General features: G+C 62.5%; 15 protein-coding genes. 3 read left to right on the top strand and 12 right to left on the bottom strand.

What is annotated here, in order from left to right:
- Positions 1-76: 76 nt before the first annotated feature.
- The 7 genes from R4P64_RS16980 to R4P64_RS16950 all read right to left on the bottom strand — a co-directional run bounded on the left by R4P64_RS16980 (position 77) and on the right by R4P64_RS16950 (position 9,306).
- The gene (locus R4P64_RS16980; protein WP_033232056.1) at positions 77-1,513 is read right to left on the bottom strand and encodes a GuaB1 family IMP dehydrogenase-related protein; all 1,437 of its coding nucleotides are present in this window, start codon (positions 1,511-1,513) and stop codon (positions 77-79) included.
- Between the two features lie 3 nt (positions 1,514-1,516).
- Entirely contained in the window at positions 1,517-2,398 is an 882-nt protein-coding gene (locus tag R4P64_RS16975; protein ID WP_033232055.1) for a DMT family transporter, read from the bottom strand.
- A gap of 5 nt (positions 2,399-2,403) precedes the next feature.
- A complete protein-coding gene (locus tag R4P64_RS16970) occupies positions 2,404-3,912 on the bottom strand; it encodes a DEAD/DEAH box helicase (RefSeq protein ID WP_317821883.1) in 1,509 nt (502 codons plus the stop codon).
- 62 nt (positions 3,913-3,974) lie between these two features.
- Positions 3,975-5,432, bottom strand: a complete 1,458-nt coding sequence (gndA, locus tag R4P64_RS16965) for an NADP-dependent phosphogluconate dehydrogenase (RefSeq protein ID WP_033232053.1) — start codon at positions 5,430-5,432, stop codon at positions 3,975-3,977.
- Positions 5,433-5,649: 217 nt separating this feature from the next.
- Complete coding sequence (locus R4P64_RS16960; protein WP_317821881.1) at positions 5,650-7,632, bottom strand: DEAD/DEAH box helicase; 1,983 nt, start codon at positions 7,630-7,632, stop codon at positions 5,650-5,652.
- A 280-nt stretch (positions 7,633-7,912) separates the two neighbouring features.
- On the bottom strand, positions 7,913-8,866 hold the full coding sequence (locus R4P64_RS16955; protein WP_116103261.1) for a M56 family metallopeptidase: 954 nt from the start codon (positions 8,864-8,866) through the stop codon (positions 7,913-7,915).
- Positions 8,867-8,910: 44 nt separating this feature from the next.
- Positions 8,911-9,306: a BlaI/MecI/CopY family transcriptional regulator gene (locus R4P64_RS16950; protein ID WP_033232050.1), complete on the bottom strand. Its 396-nt coding sequence runs from the start codon at positions 9,304-9,306 to the stop codon at positions 8,911-8,913.
- 165 nt (positions 9,307-9,471) lie between these two features.
- Between R4P64_RS16950 and R4P64_RS16945 the strand changes: the two genes are divergently transcribed.
- Positions 9,472-12,045, top strand: coding sequence for a rhomboid family intramembrane serine protease (locus tag R4P64_RS16945; RefSeq protein ID WP_317821879.1), 2,574 nt, complete (start codon positions 9,472-9,474; stop codon positions 12,043-12,045).
- A 10-nt stretch (positions 12,046-12,055) separates the two neighbouring features.
- Here R4P64_RS16945 and R4P64_RS16940 read toward each other — a convergent pair whose 3' ends face one another.
- The 3 genes from R4P64_RS16940 to R4P64_RS16930 are packed head-to-tail and all read right to left on the bottom strand — an operon-like array spanning position 12,056 to position 15,473.
- The gene (locus tag R4P64_RS16940; RefSeq protein ID WP_045067741.1) at positions 12,056-12,910 is read right to left on the bottom strand and encodes an ABC transporter ATP-binding protein; all 855 of its coding nucleotides are present in this window, start codon (positions 12,908-12,910) and stop codon (positions 12,056-12,058) included.
- Positions 12,907-14,010: a FecCD family ABC transporter permease gene (locus tag R4P64_RS16935; protein ID WP_141486181.1), complete on the bottom strand. Its 1,104-nt coding sequence runs from the start codon at positions 14,008-14,010 to the stop codon at positions 12,907-12,909. The genes R4P64_RS16940 and R4P64_RS16935 overlap by 4 nt, the downstream gene beginning before the upstream one ends.
- Before the next feature lie 2 nt (positions 14,011-14,012).
- Complete coding sequence (locus R4P64_RS16930; RefSeq protein ID WP_072782575.1) at positions 14,013-15,473, bottom strand: iron chelate uptake ABC transporter family permease subunit; 1,461 nt, start codon at positions 15,471-15,473, stop codon at positions 14,013-14,015.
- A gap of 208 nt (positions 15,474-15,681) precedes the next feature.
- Here R4P64_RS16930 and R4P64_RS16925 point away from each other — a divergent pair, with 208 nt between their 5' ends.
- Both R4P64_RS16925 and R4P64_RS16920 read left to right on the top strand, forming a co-directional pair.
- Positions 15,682-16,437 carry a hypothetical protein gene (locus R4P64_RS16925; RefSeq protein WP_242484429.1) on the top strand — a complete coding sequence of 252 codons (756 nt, stop codon included), beginning with the start codon at positions 15,682-15,684 and terminating at the stop codon, positions 16,435-16,437.
- Between the two features lie 259 nt (positions 16,438-16,696).
- A complete protein-coding gene (locus R4P64_RS16920; RefSeq protein WP_317821878.1) occupies positions 16,697-17,125 on the top strand; it encodes a PaaI family thioesterase in 429 nt (142 codons plus the stop codon).
- A gap of 75 nt (positions 17,126-17,200) precedes the next feature.
- Here the strand turns inward: R4P64_RS16920 and R4P64_RS16915 are convergent, their stop codons facing one another.
- Together R4P64_RS16915 and R4P64_RS16910 are read right to left on the bottom strand one after the other, a co-directional pair.
- Complete coding sequence (locus R4P64_RS16915) at positions 17,201-18,592, bottom strand: NAD(P)/FAD-dependent oxidoreductase (RefSeq protein ID WP_045067742.1); 1,392 nt, start codon at positions 18,590-18,592, stop codon at positions 17,201-17,203.
- Between the two features lie 1,179 nt (positions 18,593-19,771).
- On the bottom strand, positions 19,772-20,044 hold the full coding sequence (locus tag R4P64_RS16910; RefSeq protein WP_033232045.1) for a hypothetical protein: 273 nt from the start codon (positions 20,042-20,044) through the stop codon (positions 19,772-19,774).
- Between the last annotated feature and the right edge of the window lie 36 nt (positions 20,045-20,080).

Raw genomic sequence — 20,080 nt, 5'->3', positions numbered from 1 at the left:
GTTTCCACGTTCGATGATACCGGCGAGTGCCCGGGCTTTGGGAGCCGAGCACCCGCCGTTCGTCACAATTACCGATTCACCAGCCGGCAGGAAGTGGCCGTCCCTCGGCAAATCCGGCTGCAGACTGCACACCGAGGACTGCCTTGTCGTGCAGTTCCTCGAGTGAGCGCGCCCCGGCATACGTGCAGGTACTGCGGACACCGGAACAGATCTGGTCGATCAGATCCTCGACGCCGGGACGCTCGGGATCAAGTCGCATCCGTGAACTCGAGATGCCTTCCTCGAACAAACCCTTGCGGGCGCGATCAAAAGCCGTCTCGGTGGCGGTGCGCGCAGCAACGGCGCGCTTGGACGCCATACCGAAGCTCTCCTTGTACGCGTTGCCGGCCTGATCGACCTTGAGATCGCCCGGCGACTCGTACGTGCCGGCGAACCACGAGCCGATCATGACATTCGACGCGCCCGCAGCCAGAGCCAGCGCTACATCGCGCGGATGGCGCACTCCACCGTCAGCCCACACGTGTTTGCCCAATTCGCGTGCTGCCGCGGCGCATTCGGCAACAGCCGAGAACTGCGGTCGTCCGACGCCGGTCATCATGCGTGTTGTGCACATCGCGCCTGGTCCGACACCGACCTTGACGATGTCGGCGCCCGCGGCGATGAGATCACGGGTGCCCTGCGCGGAGACCACGTTTCCGGCCACCAGAGGCACACCGAGATCCAGAGCTTTGAGCGTGGTCAGTGCGTCGATCATGCGCTGCTGATGCCCGTGGGCGGTATCGACGACGATGACGTCGGCACCGGCGTCGACCAGCGCTTTGGCCTTGGCACCCACATCGCCGTTGACGCCGACCGCCGCGGCAACGCGCAGCGCGCCGTTGGCATCCACGGCGGGGTCGTAGATTCCGGCACGAATTGCGCCGGTACGAGTCAGGACTCCGGCGAGTGTGCCGTCGTCGTTGACGATGACGGCAAGCGGATCGTGCTTGGTTTCGAGTAGTTCGAACACCTCACGCGTTGTTGCGGTGACCGGTGCCGTGACGAAGTCGGTGATCGCGACGGTACGAAGGCGAGTGAACCTGTCGACGTCCGCGCAGGCAGCCTCGGTGACCACGCCGAGCGGCTTGCCGTCCTCGACGACGACAACCGCGCCGTGCGCCCGTTTGGGCAGCAAGGCCAACGCGTCGGAGACAGCGTCCTCGGGGCTCAGGGTCACCGGAGTGTCGGCGACGAGATGACGGCTCTTCACGAACGCCACCGTTTCGGCGACCGCTTCGGTGGGGATGTCCTGCGGGATGATGACCAACCCGCCGCGCCTGGCGACAGTTTCGGCCATTCGGCGACCGGCGACTGCGGTCATGTTGGCGACAACAACCGGAATGGTGGTTCCCGAGCCGTCGGCCGACGCCAGATCGACGTCGAACCGGGACGTCACGTCAGTCCGGTTGGGGACGAGGAAGACATCGTCGTAGGTCAGGTCGTATGGGGGGCGTTGCCCTTCGAGGAACTGCACGTTTCACGAGCTTACCGGCGACGGCGCAGTTACGCCGATTGTTTCGCGTCCTTGCGACCGCGAGAGCGCGATGGTGGTGACGATCATGACGGCCACCGCGCAACCGATGACGAGAATCCCGAGGCCCTCGACTCGTAGTCGCTCGTCGAGAACCGTCATACCGAGGAACACTGCCGCGATCGGTTCGCCGATGGTCAACGCCGGCAACGACGCAGACAAGGGACCCACCTGGAATGCTCGTTGCTGCACATACACGCCGATAGCACCCGACGCGATGAGCGCCCACGTCTGCCACGCGCTCACTACGCCGACAAAACCGTGCTCCAGAAGCTCGGTCACGTATTTCGTGAATGCGACGGCTATACCGAAGTAGATGCCCGCTGCGGCTCCGAGAAGCAGTGCGCGCCATCCGGCATCGAGTTTGGACAAGCCGCCGATGGTGGCAACGACGGCCACTCCGACCGTGATCGCCAGCGGCACCGCCCAGTCCGACCACGGAGCATTACTGTCGCCTTCGGTGGGATCACCGACCACCAGGAAGACGGCCAGGGCAATGGCAAGCATGACCGCAAACGTCCAAGCCGTTCGAGTGATCCGGATCCCCGAGAACTTTGCCGACAGCGGCAGCGCGAACAACAAGGACGACACGATCAACGGCTGCACCACCAACACCGAACCGAGTGCCAGCGCGAGGGCCTGCATGACATAACCGCCGCCGTCGCCGATCAGGCCGGCCCACCACCGGGGACTTCGGATCAACGACGCGACCAGCGCGCCGCCCTCAGGCACCGACGACGCGGCCCGCTGTTGAGCTACCGACGCGCACGCGAAGAGCAGTGCGGCAGCGAGTGCGCAGATGATCGAGATCAGTGGAAGATCGCCCATAGATCTCAGTGTGCGCGTTTGCCTCCGGCTTTTCCGGCAGACGGGCGACCCGAATTCGGTGTACCTGTTCCGCGGCGCGGCGTGAGCCCCTTGGACGCGAGGCGCTCCGAACGTGTGGGGACGGGAGTGCCGTCGGCGCGAATCTTCTTCACCGTCTTGGGATCGGTGACCCGGCGCGACGCAACAGCGCGCTTGTCACCGTCCTTCTTCATCCGGCCGCCGGCAGCTGTGCGGCCAGCAGTGTCGTGTTCCTGGCGTCCACGCTTGGCCGTGTGTGTGACCTCGACGGTCGTATCGGGCGCTGCGACGGGGATTCCCGTCGGTTCCATGGCGCCGGTGATGCGGGTGAGTTCCAGATCGTCTGGACGGACCCGAACGCTGTGAACCTTCACGCCGGCCGCCTTGGTCAGCTTCTCGACCCCCGCGCGTTCTTCATCGGTCACGATCGTCACGACAACACCCGATTCACCTGCGCGGGCCGTACGACCGGCGCGGTGCAGGTAATCCTTGGCCTCGGCGGGCGGATCGACATGGACAACCAGCGTCACGTCGTCGACATGGATGCCGCGGGCGGCGACGTCGGTAGCCACCAGGACCGGCGTCGTGCCGTCGGAGAACGACGTGAGGGTCTTGGTCCGGTTGTTCTGCGTCTTTCCGCCGTGCAGGGCTCCGGCGGACACGCCGATCAAATGCAGTTGCTGCGCAAGACGATCCACGCCGTGCTTCGTCTTGACGAACATGATGGTTCGTCCCGCACGCGAAGCGATATGTGCGACAACGGATCTCTTGTCCACCTGGTCCACGAACAGCAGGTGATGTTCCATGGTGGAGACCGTCGCAACCGGGGGAGCGGTGGCGTGCGATGCCGGGTTGCGCAGGTAGCCTGCGACCAAATCGTCGACCTTGCCGTCCAACGTTGCCGAAAAGAGAAGGCGTTGACCATCTTTCGGAGTCGCGTCGAGAATCTTGGCAACCTCGTCGATGAAGCCCATGTCTGCCATGTGGTCGGCTTCGTCGATCGTGGTGATCACAACGTCGTCGAGGATCACCGACTTCTGCTCGAGCAGATCGAGCAACCGGCCAGGCGTGGCGATCAGCAGATCGACCCCGCGAGCCAGAATGTCGGCCTGACGCTTGATCGGGACGCCGCCCACCGCGCTCGCTACCCGCGAGCCGACCTCGGTGGCAGCGTCGTCGAGCGCTTTGTGAATCTGAATTGCCAGTTCGCGGGTGGGAGCGAGCACCAATCCACGGGGGCGATTGCGTTTGCTTGCGCCGCCCTTGAGGCGGACCAGCATGGGAAGCCCGAAAGCCAAAGTCTTGCCGGAACCTGTCGCGCCACGTCCCAGAACGTCGCGGCCTGCCAGCACATCGGGAATCGTGGCAGCCTGGATGGGGAACGGAGCATCAATCCCGTGTCGGCGCAGTGCGTGCACCATCACAGCGGGGATTCCGAGGTCGATGAACGAGCGCCCTTCGGTTGATGTGGGCGAGTCGATCGTCGATTTCGGCATTTGTCCAGGCTACCGGGTATCGGTAGACGCAGGTGACCGCGTCTACCGATACCGGGTGTGAATCAGGCCTCGATTTCGCTACGGTCACCGCTCCACAACGTGTGGAACTTGCCGGGCTTGTCGATGCGCTCGTAGGTGTGAGCGCCGAAGAAGTCACGCTGACCCTGAGTCAACGCAGCCGGGAGACGCTCCGCGCGCAGTCCGTCGTAGTACGACAGCGACGACGCGAACGCCGGCACCGGGATGCCGAGCATCGTCGCGGTGGCGACAACACGACGCCAGCTGTCGATTCCTGCTTCGATGGCTTCACGGAAGTACGGAGCGAGAATCAAGCTCGGCAGCGACGGATCAGCGTCGAACGCGTCCTTGATGCGGTTGAGGAACTGCGCGCGGATGATGCAACCACCGCGCCAGATCGTTGCCAGATCCGCAGGCTTGACGTCCCAGTTGTACTCGGCGCTACCGGCCGCGATCTGGTCGAAGCCCTGCGCATATGCCACGATCTTCGAGGCGTACAGCGCTGCCTGGATGTCCGCGGCGAACTGCTCGGCATCAGCAGGCTTGTCACCGAGCGAACCCGAAGCCAAGCCCTGAGCCTGAGCTGCGGCGCGCTGCGTGCGGCTACCGGAGAGCGCGCGAGCGAACACGGCCTCGGCGATACCGGTAACCGGTACACCGAGATCCAGAGCGGACTTGACCGTCCAGCGGCCAGTGCCCTTCTGCTCGGCAGCGTCGACGATGACGTCGACCAGCGGCTTACCCGTCTCGGCGTCGACCTGACGCAGAACCTCGGCTGTGATCTCGATCAGGTACGACTCGAGCGTGCCCTTGTTCCACTCGGTGAAGACGTCGGCGACCTGGCCGGCGTCGTAACCCAGAGCGTCACGGAAGAGGTTGTACGCCTCGCCGATGAGCTGCATGTCGGCGTACTCGATGCCGTTGTGCACCATCTTGACGAAGTGGCCGCTGCCGTCCGGACCGATGTGCGTGCAGCACGGGGTGCCGTCGACGTGAGCGGAGATCGACTCGAGAAGCGGGCCGAGAGCCTCGTAGGACTCCTTCGGACCGCCCGGCATGATCGACGGACCGTTGAGCGCGCCTTCTTCGCCACCGGAGATACCAGCGCCGACGAAGTGGAGTCCACGCGCACGGATAGCGGCCTCACGGCGAATCGTGTCCGTGTACAGCGAGTTGCCGCCGTCGATGATGATGTCGCCCGGCTCCATCGCATTGGCGAGCTCTTCGATCACAGCGTCGGTCGGCGCGCCGGCCTTGACCATGATCAGCACGCGACGCGGCTTCTGCAGCGCGGCAACAAATTCCTCGACAGTCTCGGTGCGCACGAAGTCGCCCTCGGAACCATGGTCGGCGATCAACGCATCGGTCTTCGCGATGCTGCGGTTGTGCAAGGCAACGGTGTGACCGTGGCGGGCGAAATTGCGGGCAATATTCGAACCCATGACGGCCAGTCCGGTGACGCCGATCTGTGCCCGGGGTGATTCGGTGCTAGTGGTTGACATGCTTACAGCTTTCCCTCTCGGTCCGCGGCTGTGAAATCCTGCGCCTGGCGCAGCCGAAAAACTGTGCGGCCGCGACGCGCGTGAACATCAGACCGTGCATACAAAACACGGATGCAGATCACTTTATTGCAGTGACCTGCATCCGTCTCGATACAGCTTCCGGCGTGGCCGGAGTGTGATCAATATTCAGTTGGTGAGCCGCAGCTCAGCGAGCGTATTACCGCTGATCGCGCTTCGGTCCGTCGAAGCCGTCGTAGCTACGACGGTCGGTGCGGCTGCGGAATCCGCCGCCACTGGTCGAGCCTGCGCGGTCGCTGCTGTCGCGGTTGCCCTGGTATCCACCCGTCGAGCGGTTGCCCTGGTAGCCGGTGGAGGGGCGGCTGTCGCGGTCTCCGTACGAAGGGCGGCTGTCGCGGTTGCCCTGGTACCCGCCGCGGCTTTCGCCGTCACGGTTGCCCTGGTATCCACCCGAGGAACGGTTGCCCTGGTATCCGGTGGAGGGGCGGCTGTCGCGGTCTCCGTACGAAGGGCGGCTGTCGCGGTTGCCCTGGTAGCCGCCGGAGGAGCGGTTGCCCTGGTATCCGCCGCGGTCGCTGCTGTCGCGGTTGCCCTGGTATCCACCCGAGGAACGATCACCCTGGTAGCCGCCCGAGGAGCGGTTGCCCTGGTAGCCGCCACGGCTTTCGCCGTCGCGGTTGCCCTGGTATCCACCCGAGGAACGATCACCCTGGTAGCCGCCCGAGGAGCGGTTGCCCTGGTACCCGCCACGGCTTTCGCCGTCGCGGTTGCCCTGGTATCCACCCGACGAGCGATTTCCCTGGTAACCACCGGAAGAGCGGTTGCCCTGGTAGCCACCACCTTCACGGTTGCCCTGGTAACCGCGTGAACCACCGCGGTCGCCGAAGGAGCGCTCGCCACGAGAAGAGCTCTCGCGCAACGGTTCTCCGGTGGGCTTCTTGGCTCCGGTGATGCGAGCGAGCTCGGCGGAACCCGGGGTGACGGGAACAGCTGCGGCGTTGACGCCCGCCATTCCGGTCAGACGCTTGAACTGACGCTTCTGGTTCGGCAGAACGATCGCAACGACAGTTCCCTTCTCACCGGCGCGAGCCGTACGGCCTGCGCGGTGAAGGTAATCCTTGTGATCGGCCGGGGGATCGACATGAACGACGAGGTCGATGCCGTCGACGTGGATGCCGCGGGCTGCGACGTCGGTGGCAACAAGGACGGGAGTGCGGCCGTTCTTGAAACGCTCGAGGACGCGGGTGCGCTGGTTCTGTGCTTTGCCGCCGTGCAGGGACTCTGCGGCGATTCCGACTGCGCGGAGGCGATCGGTGATGCCTTCGCAACCGAGCTTGGTGCGGGCGAACATGATGGTTCGTCCGTCACGGGCGCCGATCTCAGCGAGAACAGCGTCCTTCTGTCCGCGATCGACGAGGAGTACGTAGTGCTCCATCGTGTCGACGCTCGCGCGGCCGTCTTCGGTGGAGTGGGTGACGTGGTTGGCCAGGAACTGACGAACCAGCGACTGGACCTCACGGTCGAGAGTTGCGGAGAACAGCAGACGCTGTCCGTCGGCAGGGGTCTCGCCGAGGATCGAGCGAACCTCGGGCAGGAAGCCCATGTCCGCCATCTGATCGGCTTCGTCGAGTGCGGTGATTTCCACCGAGTCGAGGATGCAGGTGCCCTGGCGCAGGTGATCGCCCAGGCGACCCGGCGTAGCGACGAGGACGTCGACGCCGCGGCGGAGCTGATCGACCTGCTTGGCGAACGGAGTACCACCGACGGCGGGACGGACCGTGAGTCCGAGAGCACCGGCGTAGGAGTTCAGGGAATCGACCACCTGGAATGCAAGTTCACGGGTCGGGACCAGCACGAGTGCGCGCGGACGCTTGGCGGCCGGACGATCTTCGTGGCGTGACAGGCGGGTCAGCATCGGCAGACCGAAGGCCAGGGTCTTGCCCGATCCGGTCTGTGCGCGGCCCAGAACGTTGGTGCCGGCAAGCGCGTCCGGAATGGACTGAGCCTGGATGGGCGACGGGCTGGTGATGGAGTTGCGGGCCAGAGCGGCAACAAGCTGCTCGGGCAGGCCGATTTCGGCAAAAGTGATGGTGGGCTCAGCCGAAACTGCGTCGGTGGCAGCTTTGTCTTCAGCGGCGGGTGTTACTACGACATCTTCGGCGATGTTCTCAGAAGACGACATTTGGACAGCGTTGGTCACGCGGAAACCTCTCCGGACTACGGGCACGTCGCGGAGCGGAAGAAGCCATGCTTGAACACACGACACAGTTCGCAAAGGGACGAGCCAGGGCACATGTCACCTGGCAATCCGAACGCATACTGCGGGGAATTGGGCTGTGTGCCGTTAAATGTTGATGAACCACGATGGTGGCCGGGCTCTACTGTACGCCACTCGCTGCCGGGAAGTCAGGTAACCCCGCGTGTGACCTGCACTACTACAGCGTGTTCTGCTGGTCAAGACCTTAGTACGCGTTGAGAAGTAAGCGAAGTTCGGTGAGCCACGGCACGGCGACGGCAACGGTGGGGACGACCAGAATCGTGATTGCGGCAAGATAGGCACATGCCGCGACACGGGGATCGGCAGCATCAGTCGAGAGTCGCTGGACACGAATCAGAGTCGACGGACCACCGGCTGCCATGGCGCCACGCGGTGCGGTCGATCCTGCACACGCGACCAGTGCCCGGGCTAAGGGAGTCGGGCCCGTGACGCGAACCGCGGAATCGTCGGCCAGCAATTCGACCAGCAATTGGACGGATCCGAGGGCGGACTTGCTACGAACGAACCGGGGGAACGCATGGTTGACCGCGGTGAATGCTTCGAGAACCAGATCGTGACGTGCGCGCAGGTGCGAACGCTCGTGCGTGAGAATTGCCTTGACCTCGGCATGATCGAGGTTTTGCAACGTTCCTTGGCTCAGGACCACCCGCTGACGTATTCCGGGCAGGCAGTACGCGATGGGTTCTTCGACATCGAGAACGCGCAGGTCCGGGGTGCGCTCCACCGCGGCGGGCATGGCGCAGTCGTCGAGTAGATCCACGAGGATGCGGTGGCGTGCGCGTCGCCGCCGAGTTCGTACACCCACTTGCAGGATCGAAAAAATCAGTTTCGCGCCGATGAGCAAGGTGAGCGCAAATACCACGACGTACAGAATCCACAGTGGCAAACCAAGAGCGTCGATCTCAGCGGTCGGCGCAGTGGTCGGTCGTCCGTCCGGTCCTGGAACCAGAAGCTGACTGGCAATGGCCAAACCCGAGCTGAAAGCTGACAACACTGCGGCAAGCGCGATGGCCTGCCACAGGACGAGAGCCGCGCGCGGCGCCCGGTACGGCCACGTAGAGCGGCTCAGGAGTGCTGGTACCGGACCCGCGAGCAACAACGCGAGGATTCCGAAAACCAGTGCAGTGGTGGCGTTCATGACCTAGTCATCATGCACGAAGAAATCAGTTAGGCCTAGAAAATCTACGGCCGCACATCTTTTTTCGCGGATTCGCGCACCTCGAGAGCGGCAAGTGCTTCGCGCAGCGCGTCAGCCTCGTCGGCATTGACCTGGCCGACGAAGTGAACCAGGGCTGCGGCCCGGCCGTCCGACTCCGGCGCCTGAGCCAGAGCGTCGACCATCAGGCTCGCGACCAACTCTTCACGCTTGTTCACCGGGAGGTAGCGATGTGCGCGATCGTCACGTTGCTGAATCACCAGGTGCTTCTTCGCGAGTCGTTGCAGGACGGTCATGACCGTCGTGTACGCCAGTTCGCGATGTGTTGCGAGTGCTTCATGCACCTGTCGCACAGTTTGGGGTTCGGTTGTAGACCACAAATGATCCATGACCGCGCGTTCGAGTTCACCTAGACCTGCCATTCTTCGATTCTACGGACTTCCACGACGAAATACGTACTACTGGTAGTAGTAAGGGCGGATCAATGAGTGTGGTATTGGACATAGTGAGCTGTAGGACAGATAACGTGGATGGAGACCGTGGCCACGTCAGAGCAGAGTCGATCAGTAGAAAGTAGTCGCGCGCAGATGAAGATCGACAGTTCCTCGGAGTCCACGCCTCTCTCGACTCGACTGTCGGCGTACGGGGGTAAAGCCCGCGAGCTTGTTCGTTTCGGAATTCGGGATGCCCCGATGACGACGTCGATCGTGGTCATCACGTGGGTTCTGGGTGCGGCGACGGGAAGCCTTGTGCACGGGCCGTCGAGATCGCTGGCTCACCAGATTGCCGCCGGAATGGGTTCGCTGCAGCACGGGCGACTATGGACACCACTGACATCTGCGCTGTGGGAGGGGAACCTTCTGCGGTATATCGGCGCGACCGTGCTGTTGCTCGTTGTCGCCGCACCCCTCGAACGACGCATGGGCACGGTGAAACTCGCGATCGCGGCGGTCACAACGCAGATACTGGGCGTGATCCTTGGGCTGGGGTGGGCGTCGCTGGCCAAGGTTGTCGACGCCAGTTGGGGGTTTCGCCTGCACTCTGGAGCCGCGGTGGGCGCCAGCGCCTGGGTCGTGGGGGCTCTGATGGTCGCCACCGCGAACATGGGCACGCTGTGGCGTCGACGCATCCGCGTGGGCGTTCTCGCTCTCACCATCACGCTCGCGTTGTTCAGTGGGCAACTCCAGGACGTCATCCGCCTCTTCGCCGGTGTGGTCGGGTTGGTGATCGGTGCGTGGATCGTCGGTAGGTCAGCGCGCGGTGACCGGATCGTCGGGACTCAGCGGGAAGGCCGCGTGCTGGTGGCCATAGTTGTCGCGGCGAGTGCGATCGGGCCGATGATCGCGGCACTCTCCCCGGAGGCAGTGGGACCCTTGGCTGTTCTCCGCGATCTGTTCCGCGGTGTTCCCTGGACAGTGGCCGAGGTCCGCGACCTGTGTGCCGAGTCGTCGACCGACCCGGATTGCCGACGAGGATTGTTGGAACTGCGCCTGTCCGGGATCGGGCCGACGTTGCTCTCGCTCATGCCCTCGATCTTCGTGCTCGTGCTCAGCGACGGTTTGCGGCGCGGCCGGCGCTTCGCCTGGATCGCCACCGTGTGCGCGCAAGTGATCCTTTTGATTCTCTCGATCGGGAACTTCGTCATCCGGTTCGTCGACGCCGCCGACAGCGAGAGCTTGTTCTACGGCATCGGTGACCCCAACGTGTATCGGACGTTGGTGCCGTTCCTCACCCCACTGTTCGTCCTGATCATGTTGATCCTCACGCGGCGATATTTCGACGTGTCCGCTCCGGCCGGAACCTATCGGAAACTGGCAGTGTCACTCTTAGCGCTACTCGCCGGTCTGATCGTGGTGTATGTGGGCGGCGGGATGGTTGCGCGCCACGGGTTCGACCGCGAACCGAGCGTCGCGTTACTTCTGGCTGATTTTCCGCAACGGTTGGTGCCGCCTGTCTATCTGCAACTGGTTGATCCGCGGCTTCTGCCCGTCGACATCGAAGCGACTCTGTTGTTCGAATGGACAGGAGTGGTGTTCTGGGTGGCCGCATCGATTCTCGTGTTCGTGACGTTCCGCAAACCCGTCGACGCACTTGATCCGCGGGACGCCGCGCGCGCCCGAGCGATGCTGATCGCCGGAACCGGAAGCCCGCTGTCGTGGATGACGACGTGGACGGGAAATACCTTCTGGTTTTCGTCGGACGGCTCGAGTTACGTTGCCTACCGCGTTATTTCCGGGGTGGCTCTTACTACCGGCGACCCGGTGGGGCCACCCGGTCACCTGCGAGACACCATCAGCGAGTTTGCAGAATTCGCCACGGAAAACGGCTGGATCCCGTGCTTCTACTCGGTCACCGACGACGTTCGAGCGATTACGGATTCGATGGGGTGGAGCGGCCTGCAGGTTGCCGAGGAAACGATTCTCGATCTGGGCGAGATCGCGTTCACCGGTAAACGATTCCAGGACATTCGAACGGCGTTGAACCGGGCGAAGAAGTCCGGCATCACGGCCGAATGGATCAACTATCCGCACGCCGCGATCGCCGTCAAGGATCAGATTGTCGCGATTTCCGAGGAATGGGTCGCAGACAAGGGAATGCCGGAAATGGGTTTTACGCTCGGCGGACTCAATGAAATCGACGACGACAACGTGCGATGCCTGATCGCGATCGACGAGGAACGCACGGTCCACGGTGTCACATCATGGCTGCCCGTGTACCGGGACGGCCGAATCGTGGGCTGGACTCTCGACTTCATGCGGCGCCGCTCCGAGGGTTTCAGGCCGACCATGGAGTTCCTGATCGCGTCGGCGGCCCTGAGCTTGGAATCCGAAGGAGTCGAATTCCTGAGCCTCTCGGGTGCCCCGCTGGCGAAGGTCGCGACGGATGACGGCTCGAATTCGGTTGAGCTGGAAGCGATGACATTGTCCGGCGTGATGGACAACGTGCTCGAATTCTTGGGGCGCACCCTCGAACCCGTGTACGGTTTCCGCTCGCTGCTGGCCTTCAAATCGAAGTTCCAGCCGCGATATGTGCCCATGCACATGGTGTTCGCCGATCCTGCCGCGCTGCCGAGTATCGGCAACGCAGTAGGGCGGGCGTACCTGCCTACTGTGTCGCTCGGTCAGGGAGTGAAGTTGGTGCGGACGATTATCGGTCGATGAGCGAATGCCGTCAGGAAGGCTGTGCGGCCGGCCCGCCGACGGTACCGAAAACATGTCGAGTTCCGATGGGCACGATCAGCGGGCGATCCGAGACCGGGTCGTCGATGACAGCGGCTTCGAGACCGAACACCTCGAGGAGCAGTTCCGCAGAGATGATGTCTTTCGGAACTCCCGAGGCGACGATGGCGCCGTCCCGCATCACGATCAAATGGTCGCTGTAGCGCACCGCAAGATTGAGATCGTGCAGGATCATGACCACAGTGCGGCCCATCTCCTCGTGCAATTGATCAACGAGGTCGAGAACCTCCATGGAGTGCGCAAGATCCAGGTAGGTCGTTGGCTCGTCGAGCAGAAGGATATCTGTGCCCTGCGCCAGCGCCATCGAGATCCACGCCCGCTGCCGCTGACCGCCGGACAGCTGATCGACCGGACGATCTGCAAGATCTGATACCCCGGTCAACTCGAGCGCCTGAGCTACTTCGCCTTCGTCGTCTGCCGACCATTGACGGATCCACGACTGGTGGGGATGGCGGCCACGCGCAACCAGATCGGCGACGGTCAACCCTTCGGGAGCGACTGGAGTTTGCGGCAACATGCCAAGGACTCGTGCGACGTCCTTGGTCTTCATCGAGCTGATTGCCTTGCCGTCCAACACTACCGACCCACTCTTGGGCTTGAGCAGTCGTCCCAGAGCACGCAAGAGCGTCGACTTACCGCAGCCGTTCGGTCCGATGACCGTCGTGATCACGCCGGTCGGGATTTCGAGATCAAGACCGTCGACGATGATGCGATCCCCGTAACCCAGGGTGAGATCCTTTGCGACGAGCCGTGCGGGGGCGTCGACGGACTGGGACAACGTGGTCATGCTGTGACCTTCCGATTGTTACGAACCAAGAGGTAGAGCAGGAACGGTCCGCCGAGCGCTGATGTCACGATGCCGACCGGCAATTCGACGGGAAGAACCGTGCGGGCGATCACGTCACTGCCGACAACAAGCACAGCGCCGGTGAGCGCGGACGCGACGATCGGGGGGCCGGCAGATCGAACCAAACGCATCGCTACCTGCGGAGCAGCCAGGGCGACAAAGCCGACAGGCCCGGCGGCGGCGGTGGCGATCGCAGCCAATGCGACGGACGAGAGCAGGAGCTTGGCCTGTGACGACTGAAGGCGCACGCCCAGTGACGTCGCGTTGTCCTCGCCCAATCGCAGTGCGCCCATGGTGAACGACGCGATCACGGCGTATCCACCGACAACTACCACCGCGACGGCAACTGGCCACATCTGGTTCCAGGTCGCTCCGTTCAGCGAGCCGTTCAGCCATACCTGCGCCCGGGACGCATCGTTGATATCGGCTGAAATCAGGAGCCACCCGGTAGTTGCCACCAACATCGCGTTGACGCCGATGCCGATCAGGATCAGACGGAATCCTTCGACGCCTTTGCGCCATGCCAGCGTGTAGATGACCACGGCGGTCAGTAGCCCGCCCGCCAGCGCTGCCAGCGGAATGCCGAGTGTCGCAAGCAGACCCACGAACGATCCGCCACCACCGAGAACGATCAGTGCGACAGCGGCCGCGCTGGAACCGGCGGTGATACCCAGGATGTCCGGACTCGCGAGTGAATTGCGGGCGATGGTCTGCGTGATCGCGCCCGCGATGCCGAGTGCCATACCGATGAACAGAGCTGTCAGCGACCGGGGCAAGCGGAGATCGAAGACGATGAGGTTCTGGGTTTTTGTGCCGCCACCGAACAGAACTGAAATCACGTCAGGGATGGAGATCGGGTAGTCGCCGCGTCCGACGCTCAGGCAGATCAGCACGAACAGTGCGGCAGTCAGTGCAACGCACACCGACACCGCCAGCGGGCGATACACCAGCGAGAACGAACCGACACGAATCGCTTTGCGGGAGGGAACAGTTCGGGGGAGCACGCCAGGTTCACCCCGGAGAACCTTGCCTTGTGTGATGGTCACAGACTTGCCAACTTCCTGCGCCGTACGAGAGCGATGAAGAACGGCGCACCGAAGATCGCCAGAATAATTCCGACCTGAAGTTCACCCGGACGGACGACAACGCGTCCGATGATGTCGGCGGTGATCAACATGATCGCGCCGAGCAGACCCGCGTACGGGACGAGCCAACGGTAATCAGGGCCGGTGATGGCCCGGGCAACGTGTGGCACGACGAGGCCGATGAAGGCGATAGGTCCGCAGGCAGCGGTGGCGGCGCCGGTCAGCAAGGTGATCGCGACAATGCCGAGGGTGCGACTGAAGACAATGTTGGTTCCGAGCGCTTTGGCTACGTCGTCGCCGAGACTGAGGACGTTGAGTCCTGGCGTGCTCGCGAGAGCAATGACGAGACCGACGACCAGGAAGGGAAGCACCTGCCACAACACGTCGAATCCGCGTCCGGACACCGAGCCGACCACCCAGAATCGGTACGCGTCGAGGCTTGCCTGGTCGAGGATGATCACCGCATTGGTCATGGCCTGGAGGAAGAACGCGACAGCGGCCCCGGCGAGAGCCAGGCTGAGCGGACTGGAACCTCCGTTGCCGATGGATGACAAGCCGAATACGACAACACTCGCGATGAACGAACCAGCGAATGCAAACCACATGTACTGACTCGGTGCGGTGAACCCGAACAGGTAGATCGACATGACAACCAAGAACGCAGCGCCGGCATTGAGGCCGAGGAGGCCGGCGTCGGCAAGGGGATTTCGGGTGTGCCCCTGAATGAGTGCACCGACGATTCCCAGCGCGATGCCGACAACCAAGCCCAGGATTGTTCGCGGCGCGCGCAGAGTTCGCACGATGATGTCGGTTTGCGATCCGTCGGAGTTGAAGATTGCATGGAAGATCTCGGCAAAAGTGAGCGGACGCGCACCGACCGCGATGCTGGCAAGCATGACCAACACCAGAAGGACGGTCAGAACTGCAAGACCGATGAGACGACGCCTGCGGGTGGCTGATACCGAGTTGTCGCGCTCGAGTTCGGCGAACCCCTCGTCGCGAGCGGTGCTTTCGCGGACAACGTCGATTCCGGATCGGTTGATCGGGCGCAAGAGTGCGCGTCTGACGCCAATGGGTTGCTTGGTCTGTGCATCCCGGGTGATCAGGCCGACCCAACCTTTTCCGGACGTTCGTCCATTCGTGCCCTCACGGAATCCGAAGTTCCAGATGAGAAGCCCGATAGCGATGGCGATTGCTGTCCCGCCGAACACTGCGCGATCAGCTTCACCGCCGCCGTTGTCGTCCTGCAAGGACTGGACTATGTACCAGCCGATCACGAGAGGGAGCGCGATGATTGCGACGTCGAACAGTCCGGCAAGGATGCGCAATCGGACGGGCGCCGGTCCTCGGGGTACGACACGTCGTCCGTAGTTCTCGCTGGGCCCGCGCGGATGTTCGCTCCCGGGCGTGTCGGTCATGGTCACTGGTGGATCGAACTCCTGGTCTTGGCTCGCAGGGATTTCAGATCTTAGGTTACGGAACCCTATCCCCGGGAACCTCGCGCGGGTTGGTTTCCGGACCGAATATGCGTGCCGAGGCTCACAGATCTTTACTCTTGAATTATGGTGAGGCTAACCTATGTTGAGTGTGTAAGACCCCTACGGCCGATTGGAGTGCATGGTGACCATGACCCTCACCACCGAGCATGTGCAGATTCGTGACTTGGATTTCCGGACTGACGCATTCAGCCGCACCTGCACACGCTTACGGGGGCTCAACCCCGATTACCCGCGCGTGTATGCAGTTGCTGCCATGGCTGGTGAGGGCAAACGCCGATGGTGGAAACTGAGTACCGGTCTGCACAGTGAACGAGTCGAACAGCTGTATTTGCGATCTCTCCAGGATCTCGACAATCCGGAGGCCGCGGCAATCCAGGTTGCGACGTCCTTGATCCACGCCGTTGTCGGCAGGGTAACCGCTTCCATCGTGGCGGAGGGCTCGGCGTGGGATCCCGGTCTCGAGAACCTCTGGATACATATGGACAGCGACAGTGGTATCGACTGGGCAGGCGTGGTTGACGAAACGCTGCGCGTGGCGCCGGGCGGTACCGAGTACGGCCGGGATGGCGTTGTCGGCATGCCCTGTGAGGAAGCGCTTTTCGTCTGGACCGCGCACAGGTGCCTTGGAGCCCTGCATGCAGTGCTCGCCGCTGTGTCTCGTTGCGCGCCGATAGATCCCTATCGATTCTGGGGTTTGGTGGGCGAAGCCATCCTGGGAGCAACTGCGTACGTCCCGATTCTCGCGGGTGGCGGCGAAACGGCAGCGCAGCGCCGAGGTCAGGGACTGCTCGACGCATTTGTCGGCGCCGGAGTGCCGGTGCGGTCTCGTCGAAAGATCGCAGCGCGCCCCCGTTGGAATCAGTTTGACGAAACGCTTGCTTAATTAGGTAAACCTTGCCTATGATTGAGCAAGGCAAAGCGGGGAGAACAACCCGCCGAGTTCAAGAAACTGCCGGACCGCGCCGGAGTCCTGAGGGCTGCAGAGACTCCCGGTCCTTCCCATGGCGGGTTCCGCATCGTCACGATGCGGAACCCGCCTGTTCGTCTTTACGGACCTGAATCGTCGCTCGAGTTACGGCTGGTGTAGGCAAGTAGTCAGCGGCCGCCGCACCGGCGCCACGGGAAACACAGATGGAGAAGGCATGTCCGACACAGCTGACATCGCAGACATGAAGAGCTTGCTGGGAACCGGTTTCGACGCCACCATCGGACTGGAATACACCGAGGTGACACCAGATCGAGTTCGCGCTCAGTGGACGGTCAAGCCGACGCTTCACCAGCCGGCCGGTATCCAGCACGGCGGCGTGTACTGCTCCGTAGTGGAATCACTGGCCAGCATCGGCGGCACGGTGTGGCTGGGGGAGCGCGGACACGTTGTCGGCGTCAACAACAACACCGATTTCCTGCGCGCGACCCGCGAAGGGACGCTGACCGCGGAGGCCAACCCGATTCATCGCGGTCGTACATCCCAGTTGTGGGAGGTGCGCATCACCGATGAGCAAGGTCGACTGGTGTCCAAGGGGCAAGTACGCCTTGCGAACATCACGGACACCTCAGCGATCGGCAACTGACGACGGCGAGGCCTGAGAACAACAAACGGCGGTGGAATCAGATTCCACCGCCGTTTTCCGTGTCAATCGAGAGGCTCAGCCGGCAGCCTGTTCAGGTTTGCCTTTTCCGCTCTCGACCGCCGCCTTGGATTTGTTGTGTTTCTCCAACTCGCCCATGGCATTTCGCGCGAACACCTGCTGCTCGGTCGACGCCATCTGAGCACGGCCACGGCCGAAGAACGTCACCGTCCACGACAGGATCGTGGACACACGTGAGCGGAAACCGACCAGATACAACAGGTGGATGGCCAACCACGCCACCCAGCCGATGAAACCGCTGATTTCGAGCTTGCCCACCTTTGCCACCGCGCTGAATCGCGAAATGGTGGCCATACTTCCCTTGTCGAAGTACTTGAACGGAACGCGAGTAGTGGGTGCCTGTCCGTCGATCTCGGCTTTGATCTGCTTGGCAGCGTACTTGCCGCCCTGCATCGCAACCTGCGCCAAGCCCGGCAATTTGTCCAGCGACATCATGTCGCCGACAACAAACACGTTGGGATGACCCGGCAGCGACAGATCCGGGTTGACCATGACCCGACCGGCGCGGTCTGTCTCGCCGCCGCTCTGCTCTGCCAGCTGCTTGCCGAGAGGGCTCGCCTGAACACCGGCCGACCACACTTTGCACTGCGACTCGATGCGGCGCAGTGTGCCGTCCTTCTCCTTGATGATCAGTCCGTCGTTGTCGACGTCAGTGACCATGGCATCCAACTGAATCTCGACACCGAGGCCCTCGAGCGTTTCTGCGGCCTTGCGGCTCAGCTTGCCGCCGTAGACCGGAAGCACAGCGGGCGCACCGTCAAGGAGAACTACCCGAGCCTCACGGGGATCGATCTTCCGGAATGCGCCATCGAGGGTGCGACGCGACAATTCCGCGATCTGACCCGCGAGCTCAACACCCGTCGGGCCTGCGCCGACAACAACAAACGTGAGCAGGCGTGCGCGCTCGGCGGGATCGTCCGACAGTTCTGCCTGCTCGAACGCGCCCAGGATACGACCGCGAAGCTCGAGCGCGTCATCGATTGTTTTCATACCTGGCGCGAATTCGGCAAAGTGATCGTTTCCGAAGTACGACTGTCCGGCGCCCGCAGCGACGATCAAACTGTCGAACGGCGTCACGGTAACCCGTTCCAACAGCCGTGAAGTTACGGTCTTCTTCTCCAAGTCGATCGTCTCGACCTCACCGAGCAGTACCTGCGCATTTTTCTGCTTGCGGAGTACTAATCGGGTTGCCGGCGCGATATCGCCGACGGACAGAATTCCCGTGGCTACCTGGTAGAGAAGGGGTTGGAAAAGATGATGGGTGGTGCGCGCAATCATCGTGATTTCGGCATCGGCTTTTTTGAGAGCCTGTGTGCCGAACAATCCACCGAAGCCGGAACCGATCACCACGACGCGGTGGCGGTGCGATTCAACCGACTGGATGCTCATTCCGTGCTCCTCGAGTTGTAGACGACGGTTCTACGGTAGTCCCACCTACGCTGAGGTTCTCTGCGAGTCCGCAAGATGTCCGACTCTTCCGGAATCGATCAAGAATCGATCAAGTGAAGTGTCCCCAGCGTCCTACTTGCCGCATCGGACAAGTAGGAACGGCTGGATGATCGCGCCGAGCGCGAGAGCGCCGGTTTACTGCCGAATCGACAGGATGAACAGGGCGATACAACCGCCTACGAAAACCAAGATCGACAACGCGACAGACGCGTACCCGACGCCCACACCAATTGCTGCCAAGTCCATGTGTTGACCCTCTCCTTTTAATGCCAAAAGTTGGCTCGCTCACATCACGGTACTGATGTGCCGTGGATTCGTCGGCATAACCCCGTCTTGGCGCGCCGGAGCGCACTGTGAATTACGGGTTCCGGCTACGGTCCGATTGGAAGCGCGGATCGCGACGGGCCAGCTATCGCATTGGTCGGTCAGTTATCGCTGATGGTTTGCCAGCGGCGTTGCCGAAAGTATGCAGTTCTTACAGATGTGAGTGCCGTGGCGGTCCGGTGTACCGAACGCATGATTCTTGTCGCGACGCGGTAAGCGCTTCGACTGTTTGGCTGAGCTGACGCCCCTCTTGGTCCACAGGGGAAACGGCATCGTGCCTGAAACAGCGTATCTACAAGGGTGATTCGCGATGATGAGCTTCTGCCCGAACGTTCAATCGGCGTCCAGGGAATCCCCATTCGCAGAATCGGACAATTACGACATAGGGAGAATTGAGGATTGGTTCGGTAATCGAACGAAACCCGCAGAGGGATCAGAAAAGATTGCTGAATTCGACCAAAATCAGCGTTTTGGGTCGGTTTGTTCGCTAGATGGATGCTAGCTTTGTCGCAAACAGGTCGATTGAGCGTGAATGAATGGATTCGGGAGGACACCCGTGGGTGGCGATGCTTTTCAGACTGTGCCGGTAGATCGACGGAAATTTGTGAAAACTGTGCTTGCAGCTTCTGCGGTCACAGTTCCGGTAGTGACGTCCATCAGCCTGGGTGGTGCCGCACCGGCATTTGCATCGGGAGACACACCGAACTTGTCGGGTCTGCCGAATCGTGGTCAGCAAGGACAGAACGGCCAAGGCGGTCAAGGCAGCCAGCCGGGTCAGGGCGACAGCGGATCCGGTCAGCCCGGCAGTTCCGGGTCTTCGGGATCTTCGGGTAGCTCTGGTTCTTCGGGGTCGTCGGGTTCGTCAGGTAGTTCCGGATCTTCCGGCTCATCGGGATCCAGTTCGGGTAGCTCGGGATCATCGGGGAGTTCCTCGGGTTCGGGCGGCACAACAACCACCACGGTGCCGACGGAACCCACCATCCCGGCGGGACCCACCAACCCCACCGAGCCAACAGCTCCGACTGACCCGACCGAACCTACAATCCCGACAGTACCCACAAATCCCACCGAGCCGACCTGATCCTTGTCGATTACGAGGGGCTA

The sequence above is a fragment of the Rhodococcus sp. IEGM 1366 genome, assembly GCF_033142425.1.
In the GTDB taxonomy this organism is placed as follows: Bacteria; Actinomycetota; Actinomycetes; order Mycobacteriales; family Mycobacteriaceae; genus Rhodococcus_F; species Rhodococcus_F globerula.
This window is presented reverse-complemented; position numbering and strand designations above follow the sequence as displayed.